The organism is Microbulbifer sp. ABE4_465 (genome assembly GCF_056160765.1).
The window spans coordinates 643,096-661,533 of sequence record NZ_JBSWXV010000002.1; the positions used below are offsets into that span (position 1 = coordinate 643,096).

Genomic DNA, 18,438 nt, shown 5'->3' on the forward strand with positions numbered 1-18,438 from the left:
TGTTCACTTGGCTTTCAAAATGTCGACTAAAACAATAAATATCATTTCCCGGGGTCTGTTCCTTCTGTCGGTAACCGCACTGGCCGCCTGTGGCGGTGGTGGAGGCGGTGACGGTTCATCGGGTGGCCCATCGGATCCAAACCCGAATCCCCCGCCCGCCTCCGTTGAGCCCGTTTTGCTCGATGGCCATGCGGTCAAGGGCCCCCTCAGTAACGCGGCGGTCGGTGTTTACTCGATTTTGACCGGGGCGTCTCTGAAAGGCGAGTTGCTCGCAGACGGTAGCACCGAGGCGGCGGGTGCGTTTGAGGGCATCGAGTTCGAGTTGGATGACGCGGACTATTATCTGGTCGAAGTAACTGCCGATACAGACACCGTCGACATTTCCACCGGCGAGGCGCCGGTTGTGACGACACTGGCCACCCTTGCTCTGAGCGACGCGCTGGAAAGCGGGGAGCCTGTCTACGCCACCGTCAGTACCACCCTGGTGGTGGAAATGCTGCGCCTCAATGGTGGTGCCGAGAGCGCTGCACAATTCGACGAACTGGTTGATCGCTATTCTGCAACGGTGGGCTCTGAGCTCGGATTTGGTCTGTTGCAGGATGTGGACCTGTTCAGGCAGGAACCTCTTGTTATTGAGACCAAAGCCGCTACGGAGGCGCTGCTTGACTACCGTACTGCACTGGAAGCTCAGGTTGCGCTGATCTGGCAGGTCTCGCTGGAGCTGGGGCAGCCGGTTTCCCGAGTACTGGAACTGATGGCGGCGGACCTGCTGGACGGTCAGTACGATGGCCTCACCTCGCTGACGGCCGCCGACTTTATCGAAGGTAGCCAGCAGGTGTTTGAAGTGGCCGCACGCCAGGTGATTGGCGAGCTGATTATTCCGGGAACGGGGGCCGTACGCGGCGAGGGCGCAGAGGATTATCTTGCGGGTGAAACCGCGCAGCTACTCCTGATGGAAGCGGCTGAAACGGCGCCTGGGGCCGATACTGTGGCGTTGGAAAATGCCCCTTCACCGATCGTACTGGCGGCGCTCGGTCCGGATATGGATGCCGACGGAAGACCGGATGAGATTGACGAAGATATCGACGGCGATGGTGTTCTCAATATCGCGGATGCCTTCCCTCTGGATCCCTCGGAAACCCTGGACAGCGACAGCGATGGTGTCGGCGATAACGGTGACGCCTATCCAACGGATGGAAATTGTAGCGTTGAGGAACACGGCAATGGTGGCGAGTGCTATCTGACCGCCCTTTCAGCCTATGAAATTGACCAGAGTATCGCGGGGGAGGACGGCAGTGTCCTGCTGGTCGCGAGCACTGAGGCCGAGTTGACCCTGTTCCGGTACGTGCCGGAATCACAGGGCATTGAAGAGAAGATCGTGCTCGCCGTGGACGACGTAATGCCCACATCGGTATTGGTACACGAGGGACATACGCGCACCTACATTGCCTACCCGGATGGCGCCATTCGTTACCTGGATGGCAGTAGCCTGCGGTTACTCACCAATATCGGCTTTCCTGTGCTGAACCTCGCTGCGGCGGGTGACTACCTCTTTGTCGCCGCGGATGATGATAAGGGAACCACTCACCTGACTCTGGCCAGCAGCGGCCAGCTTATGTACCAGCGGGATTATGAAAATAATTTCCTCTCTGCCGACTGGTCTGACTCGCTTGGGCGACTCTTTTTCCGCACTGGTACTTCTTCGGCCTCTCGCCTGGCTTATCTCGATATCAATCAGAGTAACGGTCAGTTCAATTACGACTATTACTACCCTTACGACAACGATTATTACCCGGATGGGCAGGTGTTGGTGCTCGACAATGTCAACCGGGTACTGACAGGCTCGGGTGTGCAATTTAAGGCCGATAGTCAGGACCGCTCCGAATTCGATCTGCTGCCGTTTGATCGCGCCGAGTATGACGGCCATGATCTGGTCACGGCAGGTACCAACGCTCAAGGCGCGACAAGCGTGAAAGCTTACACCCGCAACGGTGAACTGTACGAGACGCAGAGTTTTGTGGGCGCTACCAGCGCATTGATGGCGCGGGAAAACGAGTACTTCCTGGTGACTCGCGAGGCTTCCGGACAGTTCCATTTTCATACATTTGGAACTGACCGCGACCTGGATGACGATGGTGTAGAAAATGTCGATGACCATTTCCCAACGGATCCGGCGGCGTCGCTGGATTCCGATGGTGATGGTTGGCCGGACAGCTGGAATGCTGGCTACAGTGAGACAGACTCCACCACCGGGCTCACTCTGGATGCTTACCCTGAAGATTCCGCCTGCCAGGAGGTCTCGGAAGGAAACGGCACGGTATGCGATGTTACAAATGCCGTTGTGATCGGTGAGGTGGAAAAATCTGTTCTGCACGACAACATTGTTTATGCCCTGTCGGTGAGCGAGCAGATCATTTATCGATGGGATCTGATGCAGGAAGAAAACCTGAACCCGATCCTGCTTGCGCGTGAGTTGACCGGAGCACAGGCGGTATCCATTGCGGTAACAGATAACGGAAATTTGCTGGTCGCCGATGATGCCGGGGTTGCGCACCGCATTTCCAGTGTTCAACCACTGCAGTCGGAGCGGCTGCTCCAGGTGGCGGGTCGTGATGTCGACCTGGTTAATGCCGGGCCGCACCTGCTGGTCGCGGAAACCACCAACTCCGGGTACCGAAAATTCAATGTGTTGAGCTCTGATTTCGATCGCCTCAATTATTTTCAGATCTACAACGACTCGGTCGATCTCGAGTATCACGCCGAAACCGATCGTCTCTACTGGAATGAAAATAGCTACGACGGGCAGTTACGTAGTGGTGCGATAAGCCCGGAAACAGGGTACCTGGGTTACACCCGGACGTTCAGGTTTGCCCCCCCAGAGCTGCCAGCGTTTGTCGCAGTATCTCCGGATGCAGGTCGTATTCTAGTGGGGGGAGATACGGTGGTGCGTGATATGCAGGGCACCCCGTACAGCCAACAATTGCCGTTGTCGGAATCCTGGCCTGCGCTCAGCAGCGAGTTCTATCCCCGCGATGCATTCTGGTGGAATACGATATCGACAGTACTGTTCCAGATCGAGGACAACCTGTGGCTGGCTGCCTACGACGCACAGCTGAGCAAGCCCTTGTTCAGTATGGATCTGGGGACACTTGATGGCCGACAGGTGCTGCAGTACGACGAAGGTCTTGTCTATCTGGAGCCCGATGCCGGAACCGGCATGTCGTTCCGGAAAATTCCACTATTTGGCGACGCGGATGAAGATGGTATTCCCTACTGGTGGGAGTTCCAGTTTGGGCTGGATGACGACGATGCCTCGGATGCTGACCAGGATCTCGATGGCGACGGCCTGAGTAACCTGGAGGAGTTTATCGCCTCCACCTCTGCCACCGAAGCAGACTCTGACGGCGATGGTCTGAAAGACGGGGATGAGGTTTTTGTTCATGAAACCAACCCGAGTGAAAAAGATTCTGATGGCGACCTGATGCCGGATGCGTGGGAGCTGGCTGCCGGCCTGGACCCCAACAGCGCGGGCGATATGGCAGAGGATCTGGACGGTGATGGGTACGCCAACTACATCGAGTATATCAATGGCACCGATGCGGCCGAGGCCGGCTCAGTGCCGGCCAGCGTATCGAACGCGTATTTCTCGTTTGAAGACGGCCGCATTCCTGAAGAGTTTGTGGTGGCATCGGCGCCCGATGAGGTGGCGGTCACAACCGACCAGGCGAGCCATGGTAGCCATGCGCTGGTACTAGATGGCAGTGCCAACATCACCTGGCAGCGAAACTTTTCACCTGCCGAGCTTTCTTTTGATCTGGTGTCGGATTGTTACAACTACTACAGCAAAGACGTATCGGTTCGTGTAAATGGCGAGCTGGTCTATGCCGGGAATCCGCCGCAGACTGCCTGGAATACCCAGACTGTATTGATGGCGGGTGGTAAAAATGAACTGAGCATTTCTATTCAGGGCACTGGTGCAAGTTGTTCGGTATACCTTGATAACTTTGTTGTTGAGCCACTGAAAAATGTTTTTGAAATGGGTACGAGTTTTGTTGCCTCGAACGGCAACAAAATCCAGTTCTACGATTTTGAAAGAAACCTGCAGAAAGAAGTCGAGGTTGCCGGGAATGAGGAGTACACGGGATACGCTCGCGACCTGGCCACGTTGGAAGACGGGCGAGTTGCCGTATTCAATGGCACCTTCGAGCCGGTTCTCAGTATCTACGCCCCGCACCTGCATGAGTGGGCGCATTACTCGGCGCCCGGTTGGTCGACCATCAACAATGGCAGTTATGGCGGTATCGACGCTATTGGTGAGCGCGTATTTGTCACCAACATGTCGACCTCTGGCAGCCCCAATCAGGGCATAGTGGTATTTGATCTCGGTGATGGCTCGGTCGAATTTGTGAGTGGTAAGGGTTATATCGACCTGACCGTAGGGGAGGATGGATACCTTTACGCATTTAGCGGTGGTGCCATCGATAAATATGATCCGGACACCATGGGGCTACTGGCAGAAATTACCGTGAACAGTGGCAGAAGCGTTGCGGTCAATGCGGCTGGTGAGTTCTTTGTTGCCGATTGGAATGGTCAAGTCACCAAGTACGATCAATCCGGTGTTGAACAGGCCAGCCTGGATATCGGTGGCAGTTTTTACGATATCTCCCTGCGCCCGAATGGCGACCTGCTGTTGTCATCCCGGTTTAATGATCTGGTGATGGCGGATACCAATCTGAATAGTGCTGTTAACCTGTCCGTTTATGCAGCGTTTATTGATTTTACGCCGCACCTGGATAGCGACGACGACGGTCTTCCCGATTGGTGGGAGGCCGGCAATGGCCTCGATCCCCACGACGCCAGTGACGCGAACTCGGACTATGACCTCGACAATCTCACCGCCGCAGAAGAGTTTGTGCTGGGTACCCGCGCAAACAAAACGGACACGGATGAAGATTCCGTCAATGATGGTGACGAGGTGCTGGTACGCGGTACAGATCCTCTGAATCCGGATTCAGACGGTGACGGCCTGAATGATGGCGAAGAGGTCGCCGCAGGCACGGATCCGACCCTGATGGATTCCGATGGCGATGGCCTTACGGACCGGGAAGAGGTAGAGGTGTACGGTTCCGACCCATTGGCCAGTGACTCCGATATGGATGGTATGGATGACCTGTACGAAATCACCTATGGCCTGGACGTTCAGGTAGATGATGCCGCAGCGGATGCGGATGACGATGGCCTGACGAATCTCGAAGAGGCGGTGATCGGCAGCTCCCCAGTGCTTTCTGATACCGACGGCGATACGCTGAGTGATTTTGATGAGTACGCGATTCACGATACCTCTCCGCTGTTGCGGGACAGTGATGGCGACATCATGCGGGACGACTGGGAGCTACTCGTAGGACTCGATCCCAACGCTCCAGGAGACGCTGCGGAAGATCTGGACTCGGATACTTTCTCCAACCTGGAAGAGTACGTTGCGCATACTTCACCTTCAGATGAAACAGAGTTTCCGCGGCCGATCGTCTGGGGTACCGCGCAGGGCGGCGCGGATCATACCGGCTATACCCCCTGGGACCTGGACGAAAGTGATTTCAGCTTGCGCTGGAACAAGGCCTTCCCGGATACCCCGCAACTGCACGGCGCCGCCGCTGGCGATGGCCGGGTGTTTGTTTCCAGCAGTAGTTATTACAGCAACCAGCGGATTTACGGTCTGAATGCGGAAACTGGCGAGCTACTGTGGGAAAAAGCCTATGACGATATCAGTAGCCTGAATGCTCCGGCCTACGATGATGGCCAGGTCTTTTTCCAAACCGGCGGGCACGGGGATTCTTTTGTTCGCGGTGTCGATGCGGAAACCGGGGCCTTGTCTTTCGCCACGTCCTATTCGAATCAATGGTCCAGGTATCTCGCTCCAACGCCGTTTGATGGCCAGTTGTATATGGCGGGTGGCTATTACGGGGGAATGTACTCCCACAATGCGGAGACCGGCGATCAAAACTGGTTTGCGAATACTGCGCAATACGATGGGTTTACACCGGCGGTAGATGACGACTACGTCTACGCATTTATTACCGACTTTGCTGCATATGACCGGGTGACGGGGGAGCTTGCCTACACCATCGACTTCCCCAATTTTAATTGGCGTGGTTACGACGTAGATATGGCGACCGTGCTGACCGGGCTGGGGAACTCGGTGGCGATTCAGCAGGGTACTCTGGTGGTATTTGATCTGGAGCAGAGAGCGATCCTGTGGGAGCGTTCCGGCAGCTATGTCGGGCAACCGTCTTCGCACCTGGGGCAGATTTTTGCCCTCGAGTCCGGCATTTTGAAGGTCATTGATGAACCTACCGGAGATACCTTGTGGAGTTACGAGGCCAGTGAGTCTCTGACTTCCAACATTGTGATCACCAGAACCCATGTGTTCGTTGGAGGCGGTACCACGACCTTTGCCATTGATCTGGAAAGCCAGGAGACTGTGTGGAGTTACACTGCCTCCGGCGATCTCAGCCTCAGTGATGAAGGGGTGCTGTATATTTCCGGGCACGAGCTGACCGCGATTGATCTGTTGCCGGAATAGCGAAACCAAAAAAAGACCGGCCAGTGGCCGGTCGCAAAGACAGGGTAGGTGTTGGCTAGCGTGTAGCCCCCTGAGTGAACACGGGTTCGGTGCGGCGGGGTCAGCCCGCCTGCGCGCGTAATGCTTCTTCGGGTTGCGGGCTGTTCAGGTCCCGCAGCTGGTTCCATGGCAGACCGCGGCGGGGTTGCCGGTCTGCACTGCCAGTGGCCTCCGCCACCAGCGCAATCATCTCCGCACTGATCGACACCGCCACTTCCATGGGGCGCTTGCCGGGCACGTCTGTTCGCCCTACGGGGCAGCGGATGTTGCCGATCTCCTCCTCGCTGAACCCCCGCTGCAGCAGCCGCTGCTGAAAACGCACCGCCTTGGTCTGTGAGCCGATCAGGCCGATCGAGGCCGCAGCTATTCCATGGCGGCGGTGTTCCAGCAGTTTCCAGCACAGGTCAAAGTCCAGTGCGTGGTTGTGGGTGAGGATCAGTACGTGGGCGTTCTCGCACAGTTCGGGGGCGTCGCCGGCCGGATCGTCGGTGTGATGGACCGTGACGTTGGCGGGGATCTGCTGTGGAAAGGTCTCCGCGCGGGCGTCCACCCAGGTCACCTGCCAGGGCAGTTGCCCGACGATGGTCATGATGGCCTGGGCGACGTGGCCGGCACCGAACACCACCAGCCGGGCATCGCTGCCACCGTGGGCTTCCAGCAATACGGCGACGCTGCCGCCGCAGCACTGACCGAGGCTGGCGCCCAACGGAAAGTGCGCGAGATCGAAACCGTATTCCCGGGTGTCGAGGCGCCCGCGGGCACGCTCGATTACTTTGTATTCCAGGTGGCCGCCGCCGATGGTGTCGTAGGTATCCCCGGCGGTGATGACCATTTTGCTGGCGGGCTCCCGCGGTACGGAGCCGGTGACCCCGAGTACTGTGACCAGTACATAGGGTTCGCCGCGTTGTTCACAGTCGGCAACGGCCTTGTGCCACGGGAGTTGCTGCATCATGCGGGTTCGCCCTCCTCAACCGGGGCCGCGGTGCTGCTCGCGGTCTGGTTTTCCATCCATTGCTGGGTGCGGGTGACGGCGTCCAGTACCCGCTCCGGAGTGGCCGGGGTATCCAGCGGTACACAGACCCGGTAATCCGCGACGCTGGCGACGGCGTCGCGCAGGGCGGACCACACGGACATGCCGAGCATAAACGGCGGTTCGCCCACGGCCTTGGAGCGGAATACGGTGGCCTCTTTGTTGGGGCTGTTTTCCAGCAGGTTGACCCGGAAATCGAGTGGCGCGTCGGACACCGCGGGGATTTTGTAGGTGGCTGGGCCGTTGCTGAGCAGGCGGCCGTCGTCGGCGTAGACCAGTTCCTCGGTGGTGAGCCAGCCGGCCCCCTGTACAAAGGCGCCCTCGATCTGGCCGATGTCGATGGCCGGGTTCAGGGACTGGCCCACGTCGTGGAGGATGTCCGTGCGCAGGGTGCGGTATTCCCCGGTGAGGGTGTCGACGATCACTTCCGAGCAGGCGGCGCCGTTGGCGTAGTAATAGAACGGGCGGCCCTGGCCGGTGCTGCGGTCGTAGTGAATTTTCGGGGTCTGATAGTAGCCGCTGGAGAACAATGGAATGCGCGCGGTGTAGGCGCCCTGTACAAACTCGGCCCAGTCCACCGCGTGTTCACCGGCGATGATCTGGTTGTTGGCAAAGCGCACTTCGTTGGCGTCCACGCCGAATTTCTGTGCGGCGTAGTCGGCCAGGTTGGCTTTGATTTTTTCACAGGCATCCAGCGCCGCCATGCCGTTCAGGTCGGAACCGGAAGACGCGGCAGTGGGAGAGGTGTTGGGCACCTTGTCCGTGCGGGTGGAGGTGACCTTGATCTTGTCGAGGTCCACCTGGAAGGCGGCGGCCACTACCTGCGCGACCTTGATATACAGGCCCTGACCCATCTCGGTGCCGCCGTGGTTCACCAGGATGCTGCCGTCGGTGTAGATATGCACCAGCGCGCCGGCCTGGTTCAGATGCTGCACGGTAAAGGAGATACCGAACTTGATCGGGGTGAGGGAAATGCCCCGTTTCAGTACCGGGTTGCTGCGGTTGAACGCGGCGATTTCTTGCCGGCGTTTGCGGTAGTCGGAACTGGTTTCGAGCTTTTCCATCAGCTCCGCGAGTACGTGCTGCTCCACCACCTGACCGTAGTGAGTGGTGTCGCGCCCGGGGCGGTACAGGTTGCGCTTGCGCACATCCAGCGGGTCCAGTTGCAGGTAGCGGGCGATATCGTCCATGGCCATCTCGATGGTCATCATCCCCTGGGGGCCGCCGAAACCGCGGAAGGCGGTGTTGGACACCGTGTGGGTTTTGCAGCGGTGGCCGGTGACCCGTGCCGGGCCCAGGCTGTAGGCGTTGTCCGAATGGAACATGGCACGGTCGACGATGGCGTCCGACAGATCCGGGGAATAACCGCAGCGGCCGGCGACCATGATGTCCGCGCCCTGCAGGACGCCGTCGTCGTCGAAGCCGAGGTCGTAGGTGTTGTAGAAGTCGTGGCGTTTGCCGGTCTGCACCATGTCGTCGTAGCGGGCGAGGCGGTATTTCACCGCGCGGCCGGTGTGGCGGGCCAGCATGGCGGCGACGCAGGCGAGCGGCGCGGCCTGGGTTTCCTTGCCGCCGAAGCCGCCGCCCATACGGCGCACTTCCACGGTGACTTCGTGGATCGGCAGGTTCAGTACTTCTGCTACCAGCGTCTGCACTTCCGAGGGGTGCTGGCTGGAGGTGTGCACGTGCACGCCGGCGTCTTCGGTGGGTTCCACCAGGCAGGCCTGGCCTTCCAGATAAAAATGTTCCTGGCCGCCCACATTGATTTCACCCTGCAAGCGGTGCGGGGCTTCCTTCAAAGCTTTTTCATAATCGCCCCGCTGCTGGGTGTGATCCGGGCGCACGAACAATTGCTTATTCAGCGCATCGTGCACGGTGACCGCGTGATCCAGCGGTTCGTATTCCACTTTGGCGAGGCGTGCGGCCTGGCGCGCGGCGCGCAGGCTGGTGGCGGCGACGGCGAACAGCGGCTGGCCGATATGCTCGACCAGGCCGTTGGCCAGTACCGGATCGCCGGGGAACACCGGGCCGATATCGATATGCCCGGGCACATCGTCCACGGTCAGTACGGCGACGACGCCGGGAAAGGCGCGCACTGCCGACAGGTCCATAGATTTGATTCTGGCGTGGGCGTGGCTGCTGTGGCCGACGGCGGCGTGCAACAGGCCTTCCGGTTCCGGCAGGTCGTCGATATAGCGGGCTTCACCGCGCACGTGCTTCCAGGCGCTGTCGTGCATGGCGGAATTGCCGGCGACACCGCGGGCGGAATTGATATGGGTGGCCGGGTTTTTCTCGGAGTTGCTGTTCGAGTGGGAGACGTCTGGGAGTTTACGCATATTCGGTCACCATCAATGGCTTTTCATTGTTATCCGTGTGGTGTTTGACGGGTTTGAAGTCGCTGCGCGCGGAGTCGAGCAGTGCGCGGCGAATCAGGTTGCCGGCCACCTGCTGGCGATACTGCGCGGAGGCGCGCACATCGGTCATGGGCGCGAAGTCTTCGGCGAGTGCTTTTACCGCGGCGACCACGGAACTCAGGTTCCAGGGCTGGCCGCGTAGCGCTGCTTCGGCATTGGCGGCGCGCTTGGGAATGGCGGCCATGCCGCCGAAGGCGAGGCGACAGTCTTCCACAATGGCGCCGTCGATCTTCAGCCAGAAGGCGGCGAGCACTGCGGAAATATCATCGTCCAGACGCTTGGAAATTTTGTAGATCAGCAGCTGTTCATCGGGCTGGGAAGCGGGAATCCACACACCGCGGATAAATTCGTTTTCCCGCAGGTCGGTTTTTTTGTAGTCGAGGAAAAACTCTTCCAGCGGCAGGCGGCGCACGCCGTCTGCGCTGTCCAGCTCCAGCTCGGCGCCCAGCGCAATCAGCGCCGGTGGCATATCGCCGATGGGGGAGGCGTTGCCAATGTTGCCGCCCACGGTGCCGCGGTTGCGGATCTGTTTGGAGCCGAGGCGTTCCAGCATGGTGTGAAAGTGGGGCCAGCGGCTGGCGAGCGCGTGTTCCGCAGCGCGGTAGTTGGCAGCGGCGCCCAGATAGAGGCCGTCTTGCTGCTCGCGGATTTCCTGCAGCTCGGGAATATTGTTCAGCCCGATCACGTGGTCCAGGTCCCGCAGGAACTGGGTGATCTCCAGGGATAAATCGGTACCGCCGGCGACCATGCGCGCCTGGGGGTGTTCCGCGCGCAGCTGGCGCAGTTGTTCCAGGGTGGTGGGCGCGTCGTAGCGGCGGCCGTTTTCCGTGGCGACGGCAATGGGGTTGTGCTGCACCTGTTTGAGCTGCGCGATCATTTCCGGGTTTTGCAGCCAGGCGGGGCCGCGCAGGTCGAGCTCGGTGGAATTCTGTTGTTGTTCCGTGCCCTCAACCTCAGTCTCAACCGGCTGCCACTCCTGCACCGCGGCCTTGCGGCCTGCTTCCACAATCGGGCGGTAGCCGGTACAGCGGCACAGGTTGCCGCCAAGGGATTCCATCAGAGCCGCGTCGTCCGCAGTCTTGCCGTTGGCTGCGCTCTCGGTGTGCAGGGCGAACAGGGACATGATGATGCCCGGGGTGCAGAAGCCGCACTGGGCGCCGTGGCATTCCACCATTTCTTTCTGCACCGGGTGCGCCGGTTCTGTCTGCAGGCCGTCCACGGTAATCAGGTGTTTGCCGTGCAGGCTGCCGACCAGGGCGATGCAGCTGTTGACGCTGTCGTAGCGCAGGCGGTCTTCGCCGGTGGCTGTTGTCGATTCAATGGAGCCGATGGCCACGGTACAGGCCCCGCAGTCGCCGGAGGCGCAGCCTTCTTTGGTGCCCGGGAGCCGTGCTTCGGTGCGCAGCCACTCCAGTACGGTGAGGTTGGGGTCGACGCTCGCCAGCTGCTGATGCCGACCATTCAGATAGAACTCGATCACTGTTTTCCCCGCATTATTCGTTTGCTTATTGGTTTTGCGATGGTGGTTGCCGGGCCTGCCTGGGCGGTTACCTTCACAGGCAGGTGCCGGCGGGTTTTCTCTCTCCGCTTTGCTCGCCGGCAGCGCTCCAAACTCCGTTTCGGTACTGCGACGAGTTTTTGTTTTACATTTTCTTGACCATTTGGACAAGTAATAATTTGATCAAAAGGTCAGGTTTTGCTGCGGATTTGGCTGTGGCGCCCGGAAAAGCTGATCAGGTGGTTAGGAAATGTTTTTGGCCGGATGGAGGGTTTTCGTCTGAAATTTGATGGCTGGGTGGGAAGTGGTGACGCGGCAGAACGCCGACAACGCTTTTGCCAGCTCCCGGCAGTTAGGCTATTGTCGGCCGCCTGTTAATAACAATCACAATGTCCCCTATGCCCCGCCCAAAGAACACGCCCGATACCGAGTCCAATCGCAGTGAAGAGCTAGAGCTGGCCCGCGCCCTGGATATGGCACCCGACGACGCGGAGCCCGGGAAAACCGTTCGGAAAAAGCGTCCCGGCAAAATCCGGGTACGCAACCGCGAGCTGATTCTGGCTGCGGCGGAGGAAGAGTTCGCCCTGAACGGCTTCCGCGGTACCACCATCCAGCGTATCGCCGAGCGCGCCGAGCTGCCCAAGTCCAATGTGCTCTACTACTTCAGCAACAAGGAGCGCCTGTACACGGCCCTGTTTGACACCATCACCGGGCGCTGGAACGCCATGCTGGAGTCCATCAAACCGGAAGACGACCCGGCCATGACCCTGGCGCGGTTTATCAAGGCCAAGGTGGAAATGTCCCGCACCCACCCGCTCGCCTCGCGGCTGTTCGCCATGGAGGTGATCCAGGGCGCGCCGGTGCTGAAAGAACACCTGCGCACCAGCATGCGCGACTGGGTTCGCGACCGCTCCGGGGTGATTCAGCAGTGGATCGACGAGGGGCGCATGGCGCCGGTAGACCCGGTGCAGCTCATCCTCCTCATCTGGTCTTCCACCCAGCACTACGCCGACTTCCAGACCCAGATCCTGATGATCGAGAACAAGGCGGAATACACCCGCGAAGACTTCGACCACGCGGCGAAATTCCTGATTGATGTTGTGCTGCGGGGCTGCGGACTGGAAGTGCCGCCGTTTGAGTCGGTACAGGTGGACCTGGACTGGGATTGAGCCACTATCGTCATTCCGGGCTCGACCCGGAATCCAGCGCTACGAAGCTGGATGCCGGATCAAGTCCGGCATGACGTAAATTCGAAGTAAGTGCGCCACAAACCACCCACGCACCCCCGCTCCCGTCATTCCGGGCTAGACCCGGAATCCAGTACTACGAAGCTGGATGCCGGATCAAGTCCGGCATGACGTAAATTTCTGACCATTTGATCAGGTTTTTGTTGACGCCGGTTGGCTCACTGGTTTAATTTTTTCCCGCCTGCGGAGGGGAGATACCGCTGGCGAGGAAAAAATAATTGCCAGATGAGAGTCACCATGTCCCAACGCAAAGCCTTCCGATCCGCCATTCTCCACAGTATCGCCGACCCCCGTGACGTTGGCGTCGAGGCTTCCTACGAGTATTTTGAAGACGGCCTGTTGGTGGTCGAGGACAGCAAAGTCCTCGAAGTTGGCCACGCCGAAGACCTGCTGGGCAAATTCCCGGACGCCGAGCTGACCCGATACACCGACGCCCTGATCACCTCCGGCTTTATCGACACCCACATCCACTTCCCGCAGGTCGACATTATCGGTGCCTTCGGCGAACAGCTGCTGGAATGGCTGGAGACCTATACCTTTCCCGCCGAGCGCAAATTCGAAGACCCGGCCCATGCCAGCGAACTCGCCCAGGTGTTTATCCAGGAGCTGTTGCGCAATGGCACCACCACCGCGCTGGTGTTCGGCACCGTGCACAAACAGTCCATCGACGCCTTCTTTACCGAGGCAGAGAAGCTCGACCTGCGCATGATCGCCGGCAAGGTGCTGATGGATCGCAATGCCCCCGAGTACCTGTGCGATACCGCCGAAACCGGCTACGCCGACAGCAAGGAGCTGATCGAGCGCTGGCACGGCAAGGGCCGCCTGCATTACGCGGTAACCCCGCGCTTCGCGCCCACAAGTACCCCCGAGCAACTGGCCATCGCCGGCCAGCTGCTGCAGGAGTACCCGGGCCTGTATATGCACACCCATATCTCTGAAAACAAACAGGAGATCGAGTGGGTGAAATCCCTGTTCCCTGAGCGCAAGGGCTACCTGGATGTGTACGACCACCACGGCCTGATCGGCGAGCGCTCGGTGTTTGCCCACGGGGTGCACCTGTGCGATGACGAATGCAAACGCCTGGGGGAGACCGGTTCCGCGGTGTCTTTCTGTCCCACCTCCAACCTGTTCCTCGGCAGTGGCCTATTGAACCTGGACAAGCTGGAAGAGCACGGCGTGCGGGTAGGGCTCGGCACCGATGTGGGTGCCGGCACCAGCTTCTCGCAATTGCAGAGCCTGAATGAGGCCTACAAGGTGATGCAGCTGCAGGGCAAAAAGCTCGACCCGTTCAAGGCCCTGTACCTGGCCACCCTCGGCGGCGCCCGCTCCCTGTATCTGGATGACCGTATCGGCAACCTGCAGCCCGGTAAGGACGCGGACTTTGTGGTGCTGGATTACAACGCCACCCCGCTGATCGGCCGGCGTATTGCCCAGTCCGGCAGCCTGATGGAAAAGCTGTTTGCGCTGATGATTCTCGGCGACGACCGCGCGGTAAAAGCGACCTACGCCGCAGGGATCTGCCGCCACCAGAAATGACGGGAAGCTCTAACCCAGTGCGCAATGCCTCAGCGTGACCTGAAAGTTGCAGCTGTAAGGCGCAGTTCGCAGTGAATGGCTAGCCCTTTACAAGAGCTGCAACGCAGCAGATGCGGCTTTCAGGTCGCGCCCTTTGGGGCACCCAGAGCGGCTCACACTCTTCGTTGTGACTTCTTGAAAGGTCGCAACATTCCTGCGAAGCCACGCCTTGATTGTGAACCGCTCTGAGTGCCTGAGGCATCGCGTACTGGGTTAGAGATTCCCTAAGTTTGTCTTTGTTGATCTTTTTAGGGGCCCGGTGGCCCCTTTTTTGTATGCGCGTGTTGGGGGGGGACTCAATTGGTAGGTGAAAGAGCTATTGGCGCCAAATCCATTTCTTGATGATGTTTTTGTGTCGACAAGCTCGGTCACGAGTAAGAAATTACATGAGTGGCTACTAATTGGCCTGTATGGTTCGTAATAGTCATCCCTTTAAACTGCATTAATTGGGGATGAATATACTTTTGGTTGCTAAGTTAAATGACGCATAGTTTGATTGTGAACAGGTGGTGTACTCTCTCTGAAAATATTGTTGCAATCATTGTATACAGGATTATTATCGATTCAGCCCTTACTTCTTGACCTTTAAGTCAAAAATAAAGCCCATATAAGGACGCCCCCTGGCGTATAAAGGGGTGACAAAGGTCGGCGCCGAAACGGTCGGAGAAAGCGTGGAAGCGTCGTAAGAAGGCACAGGAAAGGCGGGCAATGCCATCACCTACCTGAGACAGAAGTTCGCTCTCTGGTAATAAACAACAATAATGAGAGGATCACTTGTGGAAACGCTTAAGCAAGACCAGCATTTACTCAATCCGTCCACCAGTTCGGAGACGAGTTCGGCAAAGAGTTCAGTGAATACAGAGAGCACCGGTTTTTTAGACCGTATTTTTAAACTTCGCGAACACAAAACCTCGGTGAAAACAGAGTTGGTGGCCGGTATCACCACCTTCTTCACCATGGCGTATGTGATTTTCGTGAATCCCAATATCATGGCCCAGGCCGGTGTGGATCACGGGGCGGCGTTTGTTGCCACCTGTATCGGTGCAGCGCTCGCCTGTTTCCTGATGGGCCTCTACGCCAACTGGCCCGTAGGCCTGGCGCCGGGCATGGGCCTGAACGCCTTCTTTACCTACACCGTGGTCGGGGAGATGGGCTACAGCTGGCAGATCGCCCTGGGTGCCGTGTTTATCTCCGGCGTGCTGTTTATGATCATGAGCCTGTCGCGGATACGCGAGTGGCTGCTGAACAGTATTCCCATGAGCCTGCGCTTTGCCATGGGCGCCGGTGTCGGCCTGTTCCTCGGCCTGATCGGCCTCAAGACCGCCGGCATTGTTGTGGATAACCCGGCGACCCTGTTGTCCATGGGCAGCTTCGGCAATCCATCCGCACTGCTTGCCGCACTCTGTTTCCTGCTGATCGCCATTCTCAGCTACCGCAAAATGTTCGGCGCCATCCTGTTCAGCATGCTGGGGGTGACTGCCATTGGTTGGGCCTTCGGCCTGGTGGAATACCAGGGGCTTGTATCCACACCGCCGAGCCTGGCGCCCACCTGGATGGCTATGGACATCAAGGGCGCAATGAACGTCGGCATGATCAGCGTCATTCTCGCCTTCCTGTTCGTCAACATGTTCGACACCGCCGGCACCCTGATGGGCGTTGCCCACCGCGCGCACCTTGTGGATGACGACGGCCGCATCAAAAACCTTTCCCGCGCCTTGAAAGCGGATTCCACCTCCAGTGTGATGGGCGCCTTTGTCGGCTGTCCGCCAGTCACCAGCTATGTGGAAAGTGCCTCCGGTGTCGCCGCCGGTGGTCGCACCGGTCTCACTGCCGTGACCGTGGGTGTACTGTTCCTGCTCGCCATGTTCTTCGCACCCCTCGCCGGCATGATCCCCGTCTACGCCACCGCCGGTGCGCTGATTTACGTGGCCATGCTGATGATGGGTGGCATGGCGCACATCAACTGGAAGGATCACACCGACACCATCCCGGCAATCGTCACCGTGGTGATGATGCCGCTGACCTTTTCCATCGCCAACGGCATCGCCCTCGGCTTCCTGACTTACACCGCCATGAAGCTGTTCACCGGCCAACACGAAAAGATCTCCGTCAGCCTGTATGTGCTGAGTGCCATCTTTATCGCCAAGTTTGCCTTCTTGTAAGTCGCTTATTCGTAAGCTGTCTTAAACACGAAATCGATTGAAAGGACTCACCGTCGGGAGCTTTCTCTACCTGTAGAGCCCCGGCCCGGTGAGTCCTGTCCGCGAGATGAGCATTTCGACGAATAAATGAAAGGCCGGCAAGAGCCTGATAACTGTTGTTGGAAGTGTGCAGTCGACGACATTTTTGTATGCGCATATGAAACGCGCGAAATAAAAATAACCAGAGAGACTGAGTTGTGAAATCAATCAAAACCATTCTGAATAAAGCTACCCTGTCCAAATCTATCCTGGTGACCGCCATCGCCGCAGCCATGGCGCCCACCGCCCACGCCGAGCGCTTCTTCGGAACTTCGACCCTGTCCCTGTTACACAGCGGCCAGTACGAAACTTTCGGCGGCGCTCAGGAAGATGCGACCGTATTTACCTTTGAAAACATCGCCGCAAACAACTGGGGCGACAGCTTCTTCTTTATCGACCGCTACCAGGTGGAGGATGAAGATACCGGTGTAAACGATCTCTACGGTGAATTTGCGCCGCGTGTGAGCATGAGCTGGTTGACCGGCAATGAGCTGAAGTTTGGTCCGGTGAAAGACGTACTGCTCGCGGGTACCTATGAATTCGGCGGCGGTGCCGATGCGGATAACTACCTGGCGGGTGTGGGTGTAAGCTGGGATGTGCCGGGCATGCAGTACTTCAATACCAATGTGTACTATGTGGATAACAACACCGCGTTTGACGATCCCAACGATTGGCAGATGACGGTTACCTGGGGTGCTCCCTTTGAAATCGGCTCTGCAAAATTCCTGTTCGACGGATTCGCGGATTACTCTTCCGGTGTGAGCGGCGCCCAGGCGGCGGAAACCCACATCAACCCGCAGTTGACTCTGGACGTGGGTAGCCTTACCGACAAGCCGGGCGTGATGTATGCGGGTATCGAGTATTCCTACTGGCGCAACAAGTTCGGTAGCCGCGCGATTGATACCGAAAATGCGGTAAGTGCGTTGGTGAAGTTTTACTTCTAACGTCTGAGTTCACGCGATAAAAAATGCCCGGGCAGTGATGCACGGGCATTTTTTTGTGGTTCGGTGGTACGTATATTCGTTGTGTTGTGGCGGCCAGGCACTGGGTATCGGTTTTCAAAACCGCTGTGAATACGTCCCTGTCGCCGACGCTTTTGAAAACCGATCCCCAGTACCTGTCCTTCGCTTCTGGCTATTGTGCTCTGTCCACCAATCGTAAGCGTGCGATTTTATTGATCTGTTCGATTGCGGTTTTGCGCTCTTCTTCAATACTGTTTTTCAGACGGACTTCGAAGGCATCGAGGATCAGGAAGCGGTTGCTTCCTTTTACTGCCATGATGAAGGGGAATTGGAAGCGGTCTTTATAGGCGTTATTCAGCGTCTCAAACTTTGCCAGTTCCTCTGGCGTGCACTGGTCCAGTCCTACGCCTGCCTGTTCCTTGGTGGAGTCGTCAGTAAGTTCGCCTGCCAACGCCGCCTTACCTGCCAAATCCGGGTGCGCACAGATCACGCCCATCTGCTCGTCCTCGCTCGCTCCCCACAGCTCCTGCGACATCGCCTCTGCCAGTACCAGCGGATCGGAGTGGTCGTCTGATAGCCCTTTATCCCACGCTCTCTGCGCAATCCACGGGGAGTGTTCGTAGATATCCCCAAACCGCGCAACAAAATCCTCACAGCTCTGAGTGGCCGGTGCTGGTGCCAGGCGGTTTGCGGTTGTCGTCTCTGTCATTGTTTTCTCTCCCGGTCATTTATTTGTATCGCCAGATTAATGTATTCACTTATAAAATCAAATTGTATACATAAAGTGTTTGAATATGTATCCATATTTGGTGTAAAAATAAATCCACAACAAACAGAAGCCCCGGAATCCTCT

General features: G+C 58.1%; 9 protein-coding genes. 5 read left to right on the forward strand and 4 right to left on the reverse strand.

The features are described from left to right. Positions 1-19: 19 nt before the first annotated feature. A complete protein-coding gene (locus ACXAG1_RS06365; protein ID WP_475119259.1) occupies positions 20-6,580 on the forward strand; it encodes an outer membrane protein assembly factor BamB family protein in 6,561 nt (2,186 codons plus the stop codon). Between the two features lie 100 nt (positions 6,581-6,680). On the opposite strand, the gene xdhC is transcribed toward ACXAG1_RS06365, so the two are convergent. The 3 genes from xdhC to xdhA are packed head-to-tail and all read right to left on the reverse strand — an operon-like array spanning position 6,681 to position 11,543. Next, a complete protein-coding gene (xdhC, locus tag ACXAG1_RS06370; RefSeq protein WP_475092024.1) occupies positions 6,681-7,571 on the reverse strand; it encodes a xanthine dehydrogenase accessory protein XdhC in 891 nt (296 codons plus the stop codon). Next, positions 7,568-9,985, reverse strand: coding sequence for a xanthine dehydrogenase molybdopterin binding subunit (xdhB, locus tag ACXAG1_RS06375; RefSeq protein ID WP_475119260.1), 2,418 nt, complete (start codon positions 9,983-9,985; stop codon positions 7,568-7,570). The genes xdhC and xdhB overlap by 4 nt, the downstream gene beginning before the upstream one ends. After that, complete coding sequence (gene xdhA / locus ACXAG1_RS06380) at positions 9,978-11,543, reverse strand: xanthine dehydrogenase small subunit (protein WP_475119261.1); 1,566 nt, start codon at positions 11,541-11,543, stop codon at positions 9,978-9,980. Before xdhA ends, xdhB begins: the two co-directional genes overlap by 8 nt. 416 nt (positions 11,544-11,959) lie before the next feature. On the opposite strand from xdhA, the gene ACXAG1_RS06385 reads away from it, so the two are divergent. The 4 genes from ACXAG1_RS06385 to ACXAG1_RS06400 all read left to right on the forward strand — a co-directional run bounded on the left by ACXAG1_RS06385 (position 11,960) and on the right by ACXAG1_RS06400 (position 17,567). Beyond that, on the forward strand, positions 11,960-12,730 hold the full coding sequence (locus tag ACXAG1_RS06385; protein WP_475092027.1) for a TetR family transcriptional regulator C-terminal domain-containing protein: 771 nt from the start codon (positions 11,960-11,962) through the stop codon (positions 12,728-12,730). A gap of 315 nt (positions 12,731-13,045) precedes the next feature. Beyond that, the gene (gene guaD, locus ACXAG1_RS06390) at positions 13,046-14,344 is read left to right on the forward strand and encodes a guanine deaminase (RefSeq protein WP_475119262.1); all 1,299 of its coding nucleotides are present in this window, start codon (positions 13,046-13,048) and stop codon (positions 14,342-14,344) included. 953 nt (positions 14,345-15,297) lie between these two features. After that, positions 15,298-16,545 (forward strand): NCS2 family permease, encoded by a 1,248-nt coding sequence (locus ACXAG1_RS06395; RefSeq protein ID WP_475092029.1) that lies wholly within the window; start codon positions 15,298-15,300, stop codon positions 16,543-16,545. 236 nt (positions 16,546-16,781) lie between these two features. Beyond that, positions 16,782-17,567, forward strand: a complete 786-nt coding sequence (locus tag ACXAG1_RS06400; protein ID WP_475092030.1) for an outer membrane protein OmpK — start codon at positions 16,782-16,784, stop codon at positions 17,565-17,567. 190 nt (positions 17,568-17,757) lie between these two features. On the opposite strand, the gene uraD is transcribed toward ACXAG1_RS06400, so the two are convergent. Beyond that, on the reverse strand, positions 17,758-18,294 hold the full coding sequence (gene uraD, locus ACXAG1_RS06405) for a 2-oxo-4-hydroxy-4-carboxy-5-ureidoimidazoline decarboxylase (protein ID WP_475092031.1): 537 nt from the start codon (positions 18,292-18,294) through the stop codon (positions 17,758-17,760). Between the last annotated feature and the right edge of the window lie 144 nt (positions 18,295-18,438).

What these genes read in the sequence shown, in the direction of transcription:
- ACXAG1_RS06365 (WP_475119259.1), top strand. Translation starts at nt 20, where the DNA reads ATGTCGACTAAAACAATAAATATCATTTCCCGGGGTCTGTTCCTTCTG.
- xdhC (WP_475092024.1), bottom strand. Translation starts at nt 7,571, where the DNA reads ATGATGCAGCAACTCCCGTGGCACAAGGCCGTTGCCGACTGTGAACAA.
- xdhB (WP_475119260.1), bottom strand. Translation starts at nt 9,985, where the DNA reads ATGCGTAAACTCCCAGACGTCTCCCACTCGAACAGCAACTCCGAGAAA.
- ACXAG1_RS06385 (WP_475092027.1), top strand. Translation starts at nt 11,960, where the DNA reads ATGCCCCGCCCAAAGAACACGCCCGATACCGAGTCCAATCGCAGTGAA.
- guaD (WP_475119262.1), top strand. Translation starts at nt 13,046, where the DNA reads ATGTCCCAACGCAAAGCCTTCCGATCCGCCATTCTCCACAGTATCGCC.
- uraD (WP_475092031.1), bottom strand. Translation starts at nt 18,294, where the DNA reads ATGACAGAGACGACAACCGCAAACCGCCTGGCACCAGCACCGGCCACT.